The organism is Shewanella sp., assembly GCF_048265805.1.
Lineage (GTDB): Bacteria > Pseudomonadota > Gammaproteobacteria > Enterobacterales > Shewanellaceae > Shewanella.
This window is the reverse complement of the sequence record NZ_JBLXAT010000017.1, coordinates 65153-84224: the sequence shown is the minus strand read 5'-3', so window position 1 is coordinate 84224 and position 19072 is coordinate 65153. Positions and strand designations below refer to the sequence as shown.

Annotated in this window: 14 protein-coding genes, 1 tRNA gene and 1 riboswitch; of the genes, 12 read left to right on the top strand and 3 right to left on the bottom strand. The window is 50.1% G+C overall.

Annotated features, from left to right (window positions below; translation table 11 throughout):
• Positions 1-57: 57 nt before the first annotated feature.
• Positions 58-246, top strand: a riboswitch (cobalamin riboswitch).
• A gap of 83 nt (positions 247-329) precedes the next feature.
• The 3 genes from ACN0TT_RS12875 to ACN0TT_RS12865 all read left to right on the top strand — a co-directional run bounded on the left by ACN0TT_RS12875 (position 330) and on the right by ACN0TT_RS12865 (position 3797).
• Positions 330-2270 carry a TonB-dependent receptor gene (locus tag ACN0TT_RS12875; protein ID WP_417762558.1) on the top strand — a complete coding sequence of 647 codons (1941 nt, stop codon included), beginning with the start codon at positions 330-332 and terminating at the stop codon, positions 2268-2270.
• 89 nt (positions 2271-2359) lie between these two features.
• Positions 2360-2959, top strand: coding sequence for an arylesterase (locus ACN0TT_RS12870; protein WP_417762557.1), 600 nt, complete (start codon positions 2360-2362; stop codon positions 2957-2959).
• Between the two features lie 112 nt (positions 2960-3071).
• Positions 3072-3797, top strand: coding sequence for an HDOD domain-containing protein (locus ACN0TT_RS12865; RefSeq protein ID WP_417762556.1), 726 nt, complete (start codon positions 3072-3074; stop codon positions 3795-3797).
• Here the strand turns inward: ACN0TT_RS12865 and ACN0TT_RS12860 are convergent.
• Positions 3784-4689, bottom strand: a complete 906-nt coding sequence (locus ACN0TT_RS12860; RefSeq protein ID WP_417762580.1) for a LysR family transcriptional regulator — start codon at positions 4687-4689, stop codon at positions 3784-3786. The genes ACN0TT_RS12865 and ACN0TT_RS12860 overlap by 14 nt on opposite strands.
• Positions 4690-4832: 143 nt before the next feature.
• On the opposite strand from ACN0TT_RS12860, the gene metE reads away from it, so the two are divergent.
• Together metE and ACN0TT_RS12850 are read left to right on the top strand one after the other, a co-directional pair.
• Positions 4833-7100, top strand: a complete 2268-nt coding sequence (gene metE, locus ACN0TT_RS12855; RefSeq protein ID WP_417762555.1) for a 5-methyltetrahydropteroyltriglutamate--homocysteine S-methyltransferase — start codon at positions 4833-4835, stop codon at positions 7098-7100.
• Positions 7101-7181: 81 nt separating this feature from the next.
• On the top strand, positions 7182-7391 hold the full coding sequence (locus ACN0TT_RS12850; protein WP_238898110.1) for a dodecin: 210 nt from the start codon (positions 7182-7184) through the stop codon (positions 7389-7391).
• 1 nt (position 7392) lies between these two features.
• Here the strand turns inward: ACN0TT_RS12850 and queG are convergent, their stop codons facing one another.
• Positions 7393-8562 carry a tRNA epoxyqueuosine(34) reductase QueG gene (gene queG, locus ACN0TT_RS12845; RefSeq protein ID WP_417762554.1) on the bottom strand — a complete coding sequence of 390 codons (1170 nt, stop codon included), beginning with the start codon at positions 8560-8562 and terminating at the stop codon, positions 7393-7395.
• 134 nt (positions 8563-8696) lie between these two features.
• On the opposite strand from queG, the gene ACN0TT_RS12840 reads away from it, so the two are divergent.
• Together ACN0TT_RS12840 and ACN0TT_RS12835 are read left to right on the top strand one after the other, a co-directional pair.
• Positions 8697-9140 (top strand): DUF3069 domain-containing protein, encoded by a 444-nt coding sequence (locus ACN0TT_RS12840; protein ID WP_417762553.1) that lies wholly within the window; start codon positions 8697-8699, stop codon positions 9138-9140.
• A 128-nt stretch (positions 9141-9268) separates the two neighbouring features.
• Positions 9269-10678 (top strand): IS1182 family transposase, encoded by a 1410-nt coding sequence (locus ACN0TT_RS12835; protein ID WP_417762552.1) that lies wholly within the window; start codon positions 9269-9271, stop codon positions 10676-10678.
• 165 nt (positions 10679-10843) lie between these two features.
• Here the strand turns inward: ACN0TT_RS12835 and yejK are convergent, their stop codons facing one another.
• Complete coding sequence (yejK, locus tag ACN0TT_RS12830; RefSeq protein WP_417762551.1) at positions 10844-11872, bottom strand: nucleoid-associated protein YejK; 1029 nt, start codon at positions 11870-11872, stop codon at positions 10844-10846.
• A 73-nt stretch (positions 11873-11945) separates the two neighbouring features.
• Between yejK and ACN0TT_RS12825 the strand changes: the two genes are divergently transcribed.
• The 5 genes from ACN0TT_RS12825 to ACN0TT_RS12805 all read left to right on the top strand — a co-directional run bounded on the left by ACN0TT_RS12825 (position 11946) and on the right by ACN0TT_RS12805 (position 19031).
• Positions 11946-12158 carry a DUF1414 domain-containing protein gene (locus ACN0TT_RS12825; protein WP_417762550.1) on the top strand — a complete coding sequence of 71 codons (213 nt, stop codon included), beginning with the start codon at positions 11946-11948 and terminating at the stop codon, positions 12156-12158.
• Between the two features lie 66 nt (positions 12159-12224).
• Positions 12225-14009, top strand: a complete 1785-nt coding sequence (locus ACN0TT_RS12820) for a DUF3413 domain-containing protein (RefSeq protein WP_417762549.1) — start codon at positions 12225-12227, stop codon at positions 14007-14009.
• A gap of 133 nt (positions 14010-14142) precedes the next feature.
• Positions 14143-14219, top strand: a tRNA-Pro gene (locus tag ACN0TT_RS12815).
• A 377-nt stretch (positions 14220-14596) separates the two neighbouring features.
• Positions 14597-16225, top strand: coding sequence for a methyl-accepting chemotaxis protein (locus tag ACN0TT_RS12810; RefSeq protein WP_417762548.1), 1629 nt, complete (start codon positions 14597-14599; stop codon positions 16223-16225).
• Between the two features lie 106 nt (positions 16226-16331).
• Positions 16332-19031 carry a bifunctional acetate--CoA ligase family protein/GNAT family N-acetyltransferase gene (locus tag ACN0TT_RS12805; protein WP_417762547.1) on the top strand — a complete coding sequence of 900 codons (2700 nt, stop codon included), beginning with the start codon at positions 16332-16334 and terminating at the stop codon, positions 19029-19031.
• The last annotated feature ends 41 nt before the right edge of the window (positions 19032-19072 follow it).

Here is a 19072-nt window from a genome sequence, read left to right as displayed (position 1 = left end):
GGACTTTTAGCCGCCTAGATATCTATAATGCGCGTCCCAAATGGGATTAACATAGTTATTTAGTCAACCTTTTGTGGTGCCCGTACAGCACGGGATAATCGGGAAGTTGGTGTAAATCCAACACTGCCCCCGCAACGGTAAATGGTAAGAAGCCCACGCGCGCTAAGCGTTAAACCAGTGGGATTCGGGCGAACTGTCGTTCGCACAGCCAAAGTCCGGAGACCGGCCCTTTAGGTATTTCGCGTATTTCGGTGGGCAGATCGCGAAATGGGCTGGAATTTTCCTCGCCGTGGCCTCCATGCCCCGTTTCCCTTCAGGAGCAAAAGGAAATGGGATTCAAACTGACTTCTCTCGCTGTACTGTGTGCGACGGCGACTTCTCTGCCTGTATTGGCAGATACACAAACGACTGATGAACAGATGGTGGTTATTGGCCGCCAACTGGAAACGCCACTCGATCTCGCCGCTAATGTTACCGTGATTGATGCCAGCGAGATCGCCGCCTCGGGGGCCACGAACCTGACCGATGTATTGCGCGGTCGTGCTGGCATTCAGATCTCTGATAGCAACAACGGCGCAGTGTTTGCCATGCGCGGTTTTAACGCAGAAAGCGCTGCAAATAACACCCTGATTTTGCTTGATGGTCGCCGTCTGAATAACATCGACATTGCTGCGGCGAGTATTCGAGCCATTCCATTGAATCAAGTGGAGCGGGTTGAAATCCTTAGCGGTAGTGCTGGCGTGCTCTATGGTGATCAAGCAGTTGGCGGTGTGATTAACATCATCACCAAAGCACCAAATGCCGCTGGTGGCAATGTCACCTTATCCGCCGGTAGCTACGACACTTATGAAGGCCGTGCTGACATCGCAGGTAAAATCAGCGATGAATGGCGCTACTTTGCCGCAGCTGATTACAACGAAAGCGACAACTATCGCCGCAACAATGCCAATGAAACTGGCTCAGTAATGGCGCGCGTTCAATATGATGATGGCGAGCGTCAGTTCTTCGTTGAAGGTAGCTACTACGATAATAAACAGGAAACACCGGGGTCTTTAACGCTGGAACAGTTTGAAGCCGATCCTCGTAGCAGTTTCCAAGATGGCGATTATATCCACGAAACCACCGATGCTTGGCGGGCACATCTGCAGCAGCAGGTGAGCGAGCACTGGAGCTTAGCGGGCGATCTGAATTACTCAGATTCTTCTGTGAGCAGCGTCAGTTGGGGCAGCCCAGGTAAAAATACCCGTTCACTGCTGGAGCTTAATCCTAAAGCTTTGGGGCAATATCAAACCGATAACGGCCCACTAAGCATTGTCTTGGGTGCTGATTTACATCGTGGTAAAGCAGATTTTGACCTTTTCGGTACCGATCGTAATAACACCCAAACCTTGGCAAGCGTGTATTTGCAACAAACGGTACCGCTAAGCAGCACCTTAGAGTATGTGATTGGTGGCCGTTACGCCCACGTGAAAGATGAGCTGGTGGATGCGGCTGTCTATCCCGAGGGTGTTGATTTAGATGAGCATGCGCACGCGTTGGAACTCGGCTTGAACTACCGTCCAGTGGCAGGTCAACGTTTCTATGTGCGTGCGGATCAGAACTTCCGTTTTGCCAAAGTGGATGAACAGGCGTACACCTCTCCGGGCGTGATGGGATTGAAACCACAAAAAGGCCATTCTATTGAAGCTGGCTGGGATCTGGTTGCTAACCAATATCAGCTGAAATTGAGCCTGTATCGCTTGGCGCTGAAAGATGAAATTGTCTACGACAACAGTGCCGAAATGCCAGTAGGCGGTGCGTTTGCCGGTGCTAACATCAATGCTGACGAATCGCGTCGTTACGGCGGCAGTATCGTTGGTGATTGGCAAGTGCTACAAGGTTGGGATGTCGGTGCTGAATACAACTACATCGACGCGGAATTTACCAACGGCGACAACGACGGTAATGAACTCTCTTGGGTGGCTAAGCACTCTGGTCGCATCTACAGCAGCTATGATCTGAATGATGTGTGGCAGTTCTATGTCGAAGGGCAATACCTCGGCGAACGTTACCTTGAAGGCGATAACGCCAATATTGACGACCAGTTGGACGACTACTGGTTAGCTAACGTGGCAATTAATTACACTCGCAAGAACTGGAGTGCCAGCTTACGGGCCGATAACCTGTTCGATAAAGAGTATGCCAGCGCTGGCTTCTACAGCAGTTGGGGCAACAGCTACTACTCAGGTGCGGGTCGTGCGCTGCGTTTGAGTGTGAGCTATCACTTCTAACAATTTGTTGCGAAATCAATAAAGCCGCGCTTGTAAGCGCGGCTTTTTTTACGGCATGATGGCAGCTCATAAGTATTCCAAGGTGAACTATGCGCTGGGTTGTGCTGCTTCTGCTTACCGCTGTTGTCGGTTGTTCTAAGCCGAGTCTGCCACCGCTGGACACTAACGCCACGGTATTAGCGTTTGGCGATAGTTTGACGGCGGGTGTCGGTGCGTCAGCTGGTAAAGATTATCCGGCGCAACTGGCTCATCTTTGCGGTTGCCAAGTCATCAATGCCGGTATTTCCGGTGAAACCACCAGTGAGGGATTACAACGCTTACTGGAGGTGTTGGATGAAACCCAACCCGATTTAGTCATACTGCTGGAAGGCGGTAATGATATTTTGCGCAATCAGTCGTTGCCACAGATGCAACAAAATTTAGCCGCAATGATTGCCGAGGTCAAAGGCCGTGGCATTGATGTGTTGTTGCTAGCTGTTCCCGAAAAAAGCCTCTTTCTCGCGCCTTCGCCTATCTACAGTGAGCTTGCCGATGAATATCAGTTGCCACTGCTGGAGGATAATCTGACGCAATTATTACGCGAACCTAAGCTAAAATCAGATGCGGTACATCTTAATGCCGATGGCTATCAGCAGTTGGCGCAACAAATTTTCAGCAAACTGCAGCAAGAAGGCGCTTTTTCGGAATAGAGTATTACTAAAATAGATTTAATCATCTTGACCCTTAGGGGCGTTTTGTGGGTAAATTCCTGCCATACTAAGCAGGTTTGAATTACGGAAGAAACAATAGGTTAAGATCGCCATGACAGAGATCGAACAGCAGGTTTTAATTGAGGTACGCGCAATCATCGCAAATGAAGAACAGGTGATTGGCCGTCGTGCCACCTTGATTCCGCTGAAAAAGGCCATCATTGCTGATGGCGACATTCGTAATGTTATTGATATTGTCTCGACTGATCCTGCGTTAGCTGCTCATCTGTTGTGGCGCAGTAATAACGCGGCCGCCCCCACAGTGCAAACCGCTAATCGTACGTTGAAAGATGCACTGATCCGCCTCGGGCAAGTGAATATCTATCGCTATGCTTTTACTTTCTACCTTAAAGAACGTCTTGATGAGTTGCCGCAGCCGTATCGTAAGTTGGTACAGGGCTATTGGCGTTTGACTGAAAGTATTGCCATTGAAGCGGTGGATAGCTTGCACCAGATGCAAGGTGTCAATATCGACCCCGATGAAGTGCAAACCTTGGCGCTGTTTAGTGTATTTGGCCAGATCATTGCGCTCACCGCATTTGCTTATCTTAATGCAGATGCTGAGCAATGTTTCCCACTGAGCATCATTAAAAATCTGATTGATACTCAGCAGCAAACATTGACCTTGGAAGCGTTTGAATCGCTTGGATTGGATGACGATTTACAGCATGAATTTATGATTGCTCATAATTTGCGTCAAACCCGCGATGCCAATTCACCCGGGTTGGTGTTACGTCGTATTTTATCTATGCGTGGTTTGTTGCTTAATCCGCTGTAATCGGCGAGGCCGTCGCGTCGGCAATTAACTGCATGACGCGCTGCATGATTGGCTGCTGCAGTGCATGCTTACCCGCACGAGTAGCAGCAAACAGCGGCCGAAATAAGCCGTGTTCTCCTAAACGCACACTGGTTAAACTTAGCCCTTGAGCCTCAGTGAGCGACCAACTTGGCATTCCAGCCACTCCTTCACCACAAGCGATGCGTTGTAGTAATACGTTGGTTAGATCGCAGGTCTTTTGCGGCCCAGGGGTTACTCCCGCAGGTGCAAGAAAATACTGCACTAGGTCTAAGCGAGACAAGGGCACTGGATAACTGATAATCGTCTGTCCGGCCAGCTGTGCTGGCGTGACATAGTTTTTTTGCGCTAAGGCAGTGTCTTTACCAACCACCAGTTTCACTTCAAATTCTGATAGCTGTTCAAAATGCAACGCGCTGTTAGCTACTGGATCTGAGGTGAGTACCATATCCAGCTCGCCTTGCTCTAACGCATCTAACGCATCAAATGAATAACGGCTCAGTAGATCGAGACGCTCATCCGGAAACTGCTGATTAAACTGTGCCATCACTGGCATTAACCAGCGATAACAGCTGTGGCAATCAATGCCAATACGCAGTGGTGATTGGCTATCGGTGGCGGCTTTAAGTTGTGACTCAGTGGCTGCTACCTTTGGCAAAATATCTTCGGCCAATACCACTAACTTTAAGCCTTCATCGGTAAAAGCCAACGGCTTACTTTTGCGCACAAAGACCTTAGCATCAATGCGCGACTCCAACTCTTTTAGCTGATGTGATAACGCCGACTGAGTGACAAAGCATTTGCTGGCGGCAGCGGCAAGACTGCCAGTCTGCTTTAAGGCTAATACGGTTCTCAGGTGGCGCAGCTCAATCATTCCCATGCTATTGAATCCTGCTCATGTTGTCGTTGAAAGCAATTCGTTTGAATGTGTGCAGCCTACCACAATAAACTTCTAGACGTCCAGACGCCTAAAAGTTGAATTTTGGCCTTTACATTACCTATCAGAAGGATGGCAGCATGAAGTTAAATAGTTTGGGGTTCCCCCGCATCGGTCGCCAACGCGAATTAAAGTTTGCACTAGAGCAGTATTGGCGTGAAGAGATCAACCAGACAGAGTTACAACAGATTGCCGCCGATCTGCGTCGTACTCATTGGCAATGGCAAGCTGATGCTGGCGTTGAGCTGCTGCCTGTAGGGGACTTCGCCTTTTACGACCATGTGTTGACACTGAGCGCTACCTTTGGCGTGCTGCCTGCTCGACATCTGCAGGGCGATATCGATCTCGATACCTTGTTCCGTGTAGCACGTGGCCGAGCACCAAGCGGTACGCCAGCGCCAGCGGCGCAGATGACAAAGTTCTTCAATACCAACTATCACTACATTGTGCCGGAACTGACGGAACAGCAGCAGTTTAATTTGAGTTGGCCGCAGTTGTGGCAGGAAGCTGCCGAGGCGATTGCTCAAGGCCATCAAGTTAAACCGGTGATTTTGGGGCCGGTAACCTATTTACATCTGGCAAAAACCGTCGGCAGCAAATTCAATAAACTCGATTTGTTACCGCAACTGCTTGCCGCTTACGAACAACTGTTGGCTAAGTTTGCCGCCCTTGGAGTGACTTGGGTGCAGTTAGATGAGCCAATCCTCGCGTTGGAATTAGATGCCGAGTGGCAACAAGCGCTACGCAGCAGTTATCTACAGTTGCACAGCGCGCCAGTGAAGGTGCTACTTGCCAGTTACTATGGTTCGATTGCTCATCACCATGCGTTGGTCAGTGCCTTGCCTGTGGCAGGGTTACATCTGGATATCGTGGCAGAACCTCAACAGTTGGCGTTGTTTGCGGATTCATTAGCCGCGGGGCAGGTGCTATCTGCTGGGGTGATTAACGGCCGTAACGTGTGGGCCGCTGAGCTAGATCTGTTGGCGGAAACTCTCGCACCGTACGCCCATCAATTAGGTGACCGCCTCTGGTTAGCACCGAGTTGCTCATTACTGCATACGCCCGTGGATCTCACCGTGGAGCAGCAATTAGCTCCTGAACTCAAAGCGCTGCTGGCGTTTGCCAAGCAGAAGCTGGTGGAACTACAAGAGTTGCGCTTATTGCTGAATGAGCCGTTATCGTCAGACGCTAAAGCTATTTGCCAACGTTGCCAGCAACTGCGTCAACAGCGGCAGCAATCACGCGATGCTAAGGTGGCGGCCCGTTTAGACGCGCTCACGCCACAAGATTTCCAGCGTCACAACGTGTTTACGTTACGCCAGCAGGCACAGCAGCAAAAGCTGCAACTGCCGCTGTTGCCAACCACCACCATCGGCTCCTTCCCACAAACTCAAGCGGTACGGCATCTGCGTAGCCGTTGGCGCAAAGGCGAGGTGACTGCGGCGGAATATCAGAAGCAACTGCAGTTGGTCACCAAAGACACCATCGAACGACAACTGAAGCTGGGCATTGATGTATTAGTGCATGGTGAAGCGGAACGTACCGACATGGTGGAATACTTTGGCGAACAGCTCGCTGGCGTCGGCTTTACCCAATATGGTTGGGTGCAAAGTTATGGCTCTCGCTGCGTTAAACCGCCATTGATTTACGCTGATGTTAGCCGCCCACAACCGATGACATTGGACTGGGCGACTTATGCGCAGAGTCTTACCGATAAACCCGTTAAAGGCATGCTGACTGGGCCGGTCACTATTCTGCATTGGTCATTCTGCCGTGAAGATATTTCGCGTGAAACGGTAGCTAATCAGTTGGCATTGGCGATCCGCGATGAAGTGGCAGATCTGGAACAAGCGGGTATCGGTATCATTCAGATTGATGAGCCGGCATTCCGTGAAGGCTTGCCGTTGAAACAGAGTGACTGGCAGCACTATCTGGATTGGGCGGTGGCAGCTTTCCGTTTGAGTGCCAGCGCGGTACAAGATCAAACGCAGATCCACACCCACATGTGTTATAGCGAATTCAATAACACCATCGCCGCGATTGCTGCCATGGACGCTGATGTGATCACTATTGAAACCAGTCGGTCACAGATGCAGTTGCTGGATGTGTTTGAAGCGTTTGAATATCCGAACGAAATTGGCCCCGGTGTATATGACATCCACTCACCTAACATCCCGACCGAAGCCGAGATTGTCGCGCTGATGGAGAAAGCCGCTGAGCGTATCGGGTTACGCCAGTTGTGGATCAACCCCGACTGCGGTCTGAAAACTCGCCAATGGGAAGAGGTGGAACCAGCACTGCGCAACATGGTCAATGCTGCCCGTGAACTGCGCCGTCGCTTAGGCTAAGCAGCGCGGCTGATGGTGGGCTAACAGCTTGGGTGACGCTGACTATACTGAAAGGGTCACCCATGCTTGAGGAGTTTACTTATGAGTCATGTCTACAAGATTATTGAACTCACAGGTTCGTCGCCCATCAGCTCTGATGATGCTATTCGTAATGCTATCGCTGCGGCCAGTCAGTCATTGCACCATCTACGTTGGTTTGAAGTGATTGATAGCCGTGGTCATATTGAGGCGGGCATGATTGCTCATTGGCAGGTGACCATTAAAGTCGGTTTCACCTTGGATGCCGAGTAGCTTAGGCGTCCCGTGGTAAGCCTTTTTCGATAATACGTAGCAGGCGCTGCTGTTTGCGATCATCGCTCGGTGCCGCTTGCTGCTTTTGTCGTTGCTGCTCTAGTGCCCAATCGATGTGCTCTGCCACCAATTCACTCGCCGTAGTGCGTGTTTGTGCTAATACGGCCACTATTTCCGCGCTGTAGGGCGCATTGCCTAACGCTACCGCAATATTGCGTTGCCAGCGTTGATGACCGATGCGGCGAATCGCACTGCCTTCGGTATGTTTTAGAAAAGTGGCTTCATCCCATGCAAACAGCGCCAGCAACGACATCTGCTTCAGTTGTGGCCGAATGTGGAAATCTTCTTCCTCAGTTAACGGCGCATCACGGTTGACGGGACACACCAACTGACAATCATCACAACCATAAATACGGTTGCCTAACAGCGGCCGAAACTCCAACGGAATCGCACCCTGTAATTCAATAGTCAGGTATGACACACAGCGGCGGCCATCGACCACGTAGGGTTCGACAATGGCGCCAGTAGGGCAGGAGGTAATACAGGCTACACATTTACCACATTGATCCGCCATTGGAATATCGACCGGCAGCGGCAGATTGATCAGCAATTCGCCGAGGAAAAACCAACTGCCCGATTCTTTCGCCAAAATCAGCGAGTGTTTGCCCGTCCAGCCCAAGCCTGCTTTAGCGGCTAGCGGACGTTCTAAAATGGGCGCAGAGTCAACGAACGGCCGGTAGCCACTGTCGGGCAGGTCGAGTTCAGCGAGCGCTTGGTTGATCCGTTCGCCTAACTGCTTTAAGCGGTTACGCATCAATTTGTGATAATCGCGGCCGCCTGCATAACGGGAGATATACGCTTTGGTGGGATCTTGCAGGTTCTTGGCAAACCCAGCTTGTGGCGGCAGGTAATCCATCCGTACCGAAATAACGCGCACGGTGCCGGGATGCAGCTCGGCAGGACGCGCGCGCATCATGCCGTGGTTAGCCATGTAACTCATCTCACCGTGATAGCCTTTGGCTAGCCACTGCTGGAGTTTTGGCTCTTCGGCGCTTAAATCGATATCGCAAATACCGACTTTGGCAAACCCCAACTCCAGCCCCCACTGTTTGATATCGCGGGCCAGCTGATTGAGTAAGCTAGCGTCAAAGCTGGGCGGCGAGTCTGTCATCGGCATCGGGCTGCTGGAGAGTTAGGTGGGGCGCATCATAGCAAATTTGTGCTATGGAATGCAGTGCTAATCAGCGCTGCTAAAGCATTCGCGCCAATGCTATACTTGCCGCCGTTTTAGTTTTGGGAATCGATATGAGCCAACAAACTCCAGAATACCGCGAGCATGCATATACCGCGGCGGTAAATATCTGCGGCACTGTGTTGCCGATGGATAAATTGCCTGAAGGCCTGCGTGAAGCCTACGACAGCTTGTTTGATGAACTACTGGCCGATAACACGGCAACCTTTGAGGAAGCATGGATCAGCTTGCCAGCCAGTGCGACTAAGTTGCTGCCAAAAGCTCACTTCCATGGTTTCTTCATCGCTGCCGCATGGTTACAACTGAGCATGGTGGGTCAACAACTGGCTGAAAAGCAGGGCGATAGCGAGCAAGAGCTGTCGCAGCAAGATACTGATGGTATCTACGCGCGTATTGCGAAAGATGCGCTGCGTGAAAGTATCCGTAAGCTGAAAAAAGCCCGTACTGATCGCCGTTTACTGAACAGCATGCGCGAAGTGATTGGCTTAAAAGCCTAAGTGCTCGCTGGGTTAGCGACAATAAAAAACGGATGCCATTGGCATCCGTTGCAGACTGCTGACAAAGTCCTGGACGTCAATCTAGGACTTTGATCTAATGAAGTGAGTTGATTTGAAGGCTCACGCTTATGCTCAAAACTCCTGCACCACAACAATACCAGTTAGAAATGGTCACTCTCGAAGAGCTTGTGCCCAAAGACCATCTGGTACGTAAAGTCGATGCCGCCATCGATTTCGAATTTATCCGCGCTGAAGTTGAACATCTCTATTGCAAAGATAATGGACGCCCGCCGATTGACCCCGTGCGACTGTTCAAAATCATGCTCCTCGGTTATCTGTTTGGCGTACCGAGCGAGCGGCGCTTAATGCAGGAAATCCACGTTAACGTGGCCTACCGCTGGTTTTTACGAATGGGATTAACAGAGAAAGTCCCTGATGCCTCCACGCTTAGCCAAAACCGCATTCGCCGCTTTAATGGCACCGATATATTTCAACGGATTTTTGACCGTATCGTAGAGCAAGCCATTGAACAGCATTTGATAGGTGGCTACACCTTATACACAGATAGTACCCACCTCAAAGCCAGTGCGAATAAACGTAAAGCCATCAATCAAACCGTAGGAGCCAGTACATCCGCATACATTGCTGAGCTGGATAAAGCGGTAGAGCAAGACCGCATCGCCCATGATAAAAAGCCATTAAAGGCCGCGAAACCGAGCAGCAAAACCCATTCACAAAAAGTGAGCACTACAGATCCAGAAAGCGGTTTTATGACGCGAGAAGGCAAACCTCAAGGCTTTTTTTACCTCGACCACCGTACCGTTGATGGCCGATATGGCATCATTACCGACACCTTCGTCACGCCCGGTAACGTACATGACAGCCAACCTTACATTGCGCGGTTAGACCGCCAATTAGCGCGCTTCCAGTTAACCCCCATCGCCGTCGGCCTAGATGCCGGTTACTTTACCGCCCCCGTGTGTCATCTTATCCAAGAACGCCAAATCGCCCCCATCATCGCTTACCGTAGACCTAACGCCAGTAAGAACACCTTAAAGAAAAAGCATTTCACTTATGATGCCGAGACAGACACATACTACTGCCCACAAGGGGAAGTGCTTCGTTACAGCACCACCGACCGCCATGGCTACAAATTGTACCAATCAACTCCGAGCATCTGCCAACACTGCCCGCAGCGTACAGCCTGCACCAAGAGCAAACAGTTCAAAAAAACCCTCACACGACACGTGTGGGAAGAGGATAAGGAAGCTTGCCGAGAGCTACGGTTAAGTGGCGCAGGGCAGAAGATATACAAGCGACGAAAAGAGACGGTAGAGCGTAGCTTTGCCGACGCCAAACAGCATCATGGTCACCGATATGCGCGGTTTAGAGGATTAGCGAAAGTGCAAATGCAATGTTTGCTGGCCGCCGTTGCACAAAACATCAAGAAGATGGCCCTCGTGGCCTTTTTATCGCCTTTTTATCAGGGAAAATGCGTGTTAATAAGCCTTAACAGGCAGATTTCCCAGCTGGCATGAGCGAACACTCCACATCATCGTGGTTGGTGTAAAGATAAGAGCCAAGAAGAGCGTTTCCCATAACAAGCCTAATAAAACAAACCCCGGCTAAAAAACCGGGGTTTGTCATTAATCTGAAAGCGCCCATTGGGCGCTTTATTGTTATCCAGCAACCACCGCTAATGGTTAGTCACCTTTTAGGCGGCGATCCAACTGATCTTTCAAATTTGCTGGCACGCCTTTAATCATAATGGTGTCCGACACGGGATCATAAATCACCCGCTCCCCCAGATGGGTGCTATCAAAACTCAACGACACGCCGCCGCCAGTGCCAGAGAATTTTTTCAATTGGCGCAAGGTGGATTTATCCGCAGGAAACTCCTCTTCCAGCGCATATTCACCACCAGCAGCAAAATCGTAGAATGAATCCATACCAGATTCGGCCAACTCATCTGCCAAGTCTTTCAGCATCACTTCACTGCCAGCGTCGACTTGCTCGGTACAATATTCAAATACGCGATCACGGCAGGTTTGACGCTCTTCTTTGGTCATATCACTTTCGGCGACAAAGTCTTCTACCGCTTGCATCAACTGCTTGCTTTGCATTTTTGGGTTAACACCCTCAACACAACCCATAAAGTCGAGGAAAAAGTCAGCCACTTTACGGCCGGCGCGCCCACGCACAAACGAGATATATTTGCGAGAGTCTTCATCCGCTTGCCACTCTGTCAAATCGATACGCGCAGCGAGTTGCAAGTTCGCCAAATCCAAGTGCGTGTTTTGGCTAAGTTCCATGTCATCCAAAACGGTCATGGATGGTTTGGCATTAAGCAACGCCACAAACAGGTAATCACTGGCAAGGTAGGTATAGCATGCCAGCAGCAAGAAACCGCCTTGGCTGAAATCGTATTTTGACAACTCTTGTTGTAATAGATTACCCGCCAACGCCGAAAACTCGACAAAGCCTTGCTTCCCCAGCGTGTAATCACGTAATGCTTCTTTAAACGCAGGATTGGCTTCGCCGTCATCACCGTTAACGCCGAAAAAACCAAAACCTTTACCGGCTTTCGCCGAATAGCCTTGGTGTAATTCTGCCACAATGGCTTCAACCGCATTGCCGTTCAGCAGCGGTTGCGGGCGCAAGCGGCACGAGAGTTGTCCATCTTTATCTTGAATAATTGAGTGAATAATGGCTTGTTCGACGTGAATACTCATGGGCGTTAGTGCTAGTCCGTTGTAAATCCGTTATTATATGCCGCTAAGTCGTTAAAGAGTGAATTTTTTCAATATGGCACTTCAATCTAAATACACCAACGCTGAAGTTGAAGCTCTGATCGCCGAGCTGCTGGCAGTGTTAGAAAAATATCAAACCCCTGTTGATCTTAGCCTGATGGCGCTAGGCAACACGGTATCGCATCTGCTGACTACTCGTGTTAATCCCGAGAGTAAAGCGCAGCTGGCCGAGCAATTTGCTAAGGCACTGACACAATCTTTACGTTAACGAATAGCAATTTTCGTTGGTAACGCATTAAGATATCGAAATAAAAGCAAGAGATGGGAATCCAAGGTGGAGCGTAAAAAGCAACTCGTCAGGGATCAAGTATCAAGACTGGTAAACTGGGGTCACTGGTTTGCCTTTTTCAATGGCCTACTCGCTATGGTGGCGGGCGTGCGCTATTTGAGTACGGTAGGTTTTCCTGACAGCATCATCGGCTGGGGTTACTTAGCTATTTCTACCTTAGGCCACTTCAGCTTTCTTGCTTTCATTGTTTACCTCGTTTTTATCTTCCCTGTGACATTATTGCTGCCCTACTCGCGCATTCTGCGCGGATATGCAGCCATAGTCGCCACTATCGGTATTTGTGCCTTGCTGTACGATGCGGTTATCTACCGTGAATACGGCATGCACTTGAGCCCGTTCGCGTTTGATTTAGCCTTTGCCGACCTTAATAGTCTGCTGCAAGGGGTATCGGTGTTTGTCACCCCGCTGATTGTATTAGTGATCGAACTAGTGCTCGCCAATGCGCTGTGGAAACGTATCGACCGCATTCAGCGCCGTAACGTCGGCAACAAGTTAGTTGCCGTTATCGGTGTGTGCTTTGTCAGTAGCCATCTAGTACATATTTGGGCCGATGCCGCGGAAGTTACCGCCATCACCCGCTTTGATGATGCTTACCCAATCTCTTACCCAGCGACTGCTAAAACCTTTATGGAAAACCATGGTATTGATGGCAGCAGCTTATCATCACTGCCGTATGAGAAAAGTTTGCAGTATCCGCTGCATCCATTGCAGTGCAAAATGCCGCAACAGCAACATCCCAATGTATTAGTGGTCGCGATTGACAGCTTTAGAAGTGATCTCATTGACGCGCAAACCATGCCCTTCTTCCACGAGTTTTCACAGCGCAACACGCGCTTTACCAACCACTTTAGTGGCGGTAACCAATTCTATAGCGGTATGTTCTCCCTGCTGTACGGCCTGCAAGGCAGCTACATGGATTCAGTGGACTTAGATTTCACCTCACCGCTGCTGACGCAAACCTTGAAGAACGAACAATATCAAGTCGATATGTTTAGCGTGGCATCCAATGTAGATTCCGCTAAACCTAAAGCGATTTTTAACGATTTCGACATGCACTTAGCCGATGAATCGATGGGCAGTGCCATGGCGGATATCAGCAACATCGACAGCTTTAATCAATGGCGCCACCAACAGCAAGGCCACTGGTTTGCCCTACTCAACTTACGGTCAACAGAAGACTACGACACGCCAGTAGGCTTCCTTGGAGTTGAAACGATTCGATCAGCCAATGAGTTGAAACCAGCTCAAAAAGTCCTGTTCAACCAGTACCGCCAATCGCTCAACTTTGTTGACCAACAGTTGCAACGTTTGATTGAGTCACTGCCGCAGAACACCATCATCATCGTGACGGGCGTTAACGGCAAAGTGTTCACCAGTAATATGGATGAAGCACGCCATAACCTGTCGCCAGACAACGTAAAAGTCCCTTTGGTTATCCACTGGCCGGAAGCCAGCAGTAGCCAAGTTAACTATCGCAGCAGCCATTACGGCATTGTGCCCACGTTAATGACGCAGGTGCTAGGTTGTACCAACCCACCAAGTGACTACAGCGCCGGCCGCCACCTACTGCAACCAGATGACTCAACATGGTTGTACGTGGGAGATAACCGCGTGTTTGCCATCTACCAAGAAAACGAAATCACCGTGATTGACCGACATGGTAAATACCGCATCTACAACGAAGATTACTCGCAACGCCTACGCAAAAAGATGAGCGCGCCAGAGTTATTGGATGTCATGCGCGAAGGCCGCCGTTTCTACGGCCATTAGCACACACAAAAGCGGACGGACATAATCTAAGCAATTAACATATAACAAGATAATTGCTACTTGCGCAGTGTGGCGGCTCTTGCTAAAGTGCTGCCACGATAACTGCGCTGATGATGATTATCGTCACAACTCTCGGTGTGTAGCGCAGCCCGGTAGCGCACTGTCATGGGGTGTCAGGGGTCGGAGGTTCGAATCCTCTCACACCGACCAAATAAGATACTGAAAAGCCTAGCAATTTTAGCTAGGCTTTTTTGTTTAATACCCTCACCCGCGAAACTCTCGCGAAATTCCCGCAAAACCGCGCATCAAAAAGTGGCAAAAGTGAGCCTGATTCTGGACGCCGCTATAGGCCATAAATACAGCTAGTTATATCACACAAAAAGGTAACCTAAAGTGTAACTAAAAGGTATTCATATTACCTTTTATTGAGGTCACTTTTGCCGCGCCATAACTCTAGACGATAGTTTTACGCCAAAGGTGGTATTAACTATCTTTAAATTCAATTAGTTACCTTGGTTAATTTCTAGCAACCTCCGGAATCTGTTCTACACTCAAGATACGCAGATTTAAATTGAGAGGTTACTTTGATGTTCAATTCCCTACGTGCTCGCTTTACCCTGCTGTTTGCGGCTTTAGGACTGGCCTTAATCGCGTTGGCGGTTATCGATGAATTTCGTAGCAGTCATGCAGAGGATGCAACGGAAAAATTAGGGAATGAATTCAATGTGGCGATTTCGGCGATTTTAAACGCGGACAGAGATTTATATCAGGCCAAACTTGCTGAGCTACAGCTCATCACGTCAGCTGACACTGAAGCAAAGCAGCAAAGGCAGATAGATGCGATTAATGAGAACTTGCAGCAAGCGCAAGAACGTATGCAGAGTTTCCTATCACTCATGCAGAGCTACCCGCAAGTAGAGGCTTCGGTCGCGGGGTTTGATGCGGTGTTCAGCCAGTGGCAACAGGACACAGTTACCACTATTAAGATAGTACAAACAGGTAATACATCCGCTGCAATGGCGCATTATCTTGAAGACTCGAATAGCCATTTTTCGGCACTGCGAAAAATCTACAATGCCGCAGGTGAAGCGGCCGATTTGCAAGCACATCAAGTCAGCGAAGAAGCCAACAGCTATGCCGCGAAGCTGGGCGTGGCTGTAAAAACGATCACCGTTTTAATGGTGTTATTTGCCCTGCTATCTTCATTCTTTGGGCCGCGCTTAGTGGCTAAGGTGCTGGACGATATCACGCAGAAGATTAAAGCGTTAAGCCAAGGCGATGGCGACCTGACTCGACGCTTGAAGCCGTCCAATCTGGCGGAGATTGATCATCTGGTGGTTGCGACCAATGAGTTTATCGCGCAGCTACAGCAGATGTTTGCCACCGTGGTCGATCATTCAAGTTCGCTCAGTAATCAAGTAGAACAGCTAGATGAGCAATCGGGACAAACCAGCGAGTTGATTCATTACCAAGGCCAGTCGGTAGAGCAAATTGTCACCGCTGTTAACGAGATGGCCGCATCTGTGCGCGAGGTTGCCTCTTTGGCACAGGAAACCGCCCACGAAATTGATAGTGTCAGCGGACTTACTGATAACGGTGCTGAGGTTCTGCAAAATGCCGTCAATAAAATTAACCAGCTATCCACTTCGGTAGACAACGCCGTCAGCGTAATTCAGCAATTAGAAGTGACCTCAAATAATATCACCTCGGTGCTGCATGTGATCAGCGAAATTGCCGAGCAAACCAACCTGTTAGCGCTCAATGCGGCGATTGAATCAGCCCGAGCGGGTGAGCAAGGACGTGGGTTCGCGGTGGTAGCAGACGAGGTGCGAACACTCGCTGGACGCACAGAGCAATCCACTAAAGATATTCAGAAGATGATTGATGCACTGCAACAAGGTGTCAAAACGGCTGTCGCCTCAATTAAGCAAGGCGCGGGTTTGGTAGCTGAAAGCGTAGCACTGAGTCAACAAACTCATGCCGCGTTAGAGCAGATCCGCCAATCTACCGAGCGGGTGAATCAGATGTCTGTGCAAACCGCATCAGCAACTGACCAACAAGCCAACGTTACAGAAGAAATAAGCCGCAACTTGGTGGATTTGGCTGACCGCAGCCAAGCAACCATTTCAGTGGTAGATAGCAGCCGCAACGCCATTGGTTCGGCAGCTAGCCTTGGGCATCAGCTCAAAGATGTGGTGGTGAAATTTAAGGTATAACGCCTTGTTTATGGTAACGTAACGCTTGGACGTTTAGCCTATTGTTGAAATCATTGGCCCGTGGAATCATGCTCCACAGGTCAATTTTCTTTTATGGAAAATCCCCATGAGCCAGCGCAGCATTCGTAACCTGTTTACGCCGAAATCCATCACCGTTATTGGCGCGTCTAACTCCCCTGCTCGTGCAGGCTCGGTGGTAATGAAAAACCTGATGGCTAGCGGCTTTGAAGGGCCGATTATGCCAGTGAACCCAAAGGCGACCGCCATTATGGGCGTGCTGGCCTACCCCAATATTGAGTCTTTGCCGATTAAGCCCGATCTCGCCATTGTGTGTACCCACGGCGAGCGAGTACCCGCCATTATTGAAACACTGGCACAATTTGGCTGTAAAACGGCCATTGTTATCGCCTCGGGTATGAGCCAATTGCAAGATGAGCAGCAGCGTTCGTTGTGCGATCAGATGCTTGAACATGCTAAACGCTACGGTATGCGGATTTTGGGGCCGAACAGCTTGGGGATCATGCTGCCCAATCTCCACCTCAACGCCACATTAGCACATACCTCTGGGCTATCGGGCAAGATCGCGTTTGTGTCGCAGTCTGCTGCGGTATGTACCACAGTGCTGGACTGGGCCAACAATAAAGGCATTGGCTTCTCCGCTTTTATCTCGCTTGGCGATGCCAGCGATATTGATTTTGATGAGTTGCTTGATTATCTCGGCCGCGATTCGCGCACCTCGGCCATCATGCTCTATGTGGATTCTATCAGCGACAAACTGCGCTTTTTGTCTGCTGCCCGCGCAGCATCGCGCCACAAACCAATTTTGGTGATTAAGTCTGGCCGAAGTAGCGAAGGCAGCTTGGCGGCAAGGCACCACACGGGCGCAGATCAAGGTAATGATGCGGTATATGAAGCGGCATTTCGACGTGCCGGGATGTTGCGCGTCACCGATCTGGTCGAGCTATTTGCCGCGTTAGAAAGCTTGGCGCACTTAAACCCGCTACAGGGTGAACGCTTGTGCATTCTCAGCAACGGCGGCGGCCCAGCGGTACTCGCCGTAGATGAGTTGATCATTAAAGGTGGCAAGCTAGCGCAATTATCTAGCGAAACGGTAGCCAAGCTGAATCAAGTATTGCCCACCACCTGGTCGAAGCAAAATCCGGTCGATATCATTGGTGATGCAGATCCTAAACGCTATTGCGAAGCGCTGACCATTTTGATGGACAGCGATGAGCTAGATGCAGTGCTGGTGCTGCACTCCCCTTCAGCCTTGGGTGACGGTAACGCCATTGCCGATGCGTTGATTCAGACCGTTAAACAACATCCGCGTAAACATCGCGTAAACGTGATGACCAACTGGAGCGGCGAGGATTCCGCTTACCAAGCGCGGCGTCATTTTTCTAAAGCGGGTATTCCCACCTATCGCACGCCGGAAGGTGCAGTGCGCGCCTTCATGCATATGGTCGAATTTCGGCGTAACCAAAAGTTGCTGCAGGAAGTTCCACAAACATTTACCGCCAACGCCGACAGTGCCACCGCCCATCGGCTGTTACAACAGGCGTTAAATTGTCATCGCCAAGTGTTAGAAACCCATGATGCGCGTGATATTTTATCGGCCTATGGCTTGAATACCATCGACACATGGTTGGTTGCCGACGCCGATGCGGCAATTGCGATTGCCGACGAACATGGCTATCCAGTCGCGTTAAAGATTCAATCGCCTGATATTTTGCATAAGTCAGACGTACACGGCGTAATGCTTAACCTCACCAACGCCGACGAAGTACGGCAAGCAGCCGAAGCCATTACCAGCCGAGTGCGTGCCGCAAATCCTGATGCACGTATCGAAGGCATGATAGTGCAGCGCATGGCGCTCACCGCCGGTGCACAAGAGCTACGTGTCGCCGTCATCAACGACCCCGTGTTTGGCCCCGCTATTATGTTAGGCGAAGGCGGCTCCGAATGGGAACCGACGCGCGATGCCGCCGTGGCACTGCCGCCGCTAAACTTGGCTCTAGCACGTTATATGGTGATCCAAGGTTTAAAGACCGGCAAAGTGCATGACCGTCATTTGCCCAACGGCCTAGACATGATGGCGGTGTGCCGCATGTTGACGCAAATATCTAACTTGATTATTGATTGCCCAGAGATCGAACGGTTAGATCTCAATCCGGTATTGGCCTCTGGCACCACTATTACGCTACTGGATGTAAATATTCAGCTCACCCAGCAAGTTAAAGATAATGCAGCACGGCTGGCGATATTGCCATACCCGAAAGAGCTAGAAGAATACGCTACGCTACGTAACGGCTTGCAAGTGATGCTGCGCCCTATCCTGCCTGAAGATGAACCCAAGCATCTTGCGTTTGACAATTCACTCAGCGATGAAGACCGCTATAAACGCTATTTTGGTGTCCGCTCACAAATGACTCATGAAGAGATGGCGGTACTAACACAGATTGATTACGCCCGTGAGATGGCATTTATCGCCACTATTAAAGATGAAAACGGCGAAGATATTACCCTTGGCGCGGTGAGAGCCTCGATTGATCCTGACAATACCGAAGCGGAATTTGCCATGGCAGTACGCGGCTCACACCAAGGGATTGGCATCGGTAAACTGCTGTTAGAAAAACTGATCACCTATTTCAAAGCCAGCGGCACCCAAATTCTTACGGGCTTTACCATGTTTGAAAACCGTAGCATGGCTAACTTAGCCAAAACGTTGGGCTTTACCGTGACCTTCGACATGGAGGAACGGTTAATCCATATGCATATGGATCTCAATAGCGAGCAAGCAGAGTAGTTTTAAGATGCCAACAAATAGCAAAAGGCCGCCAGTACGGT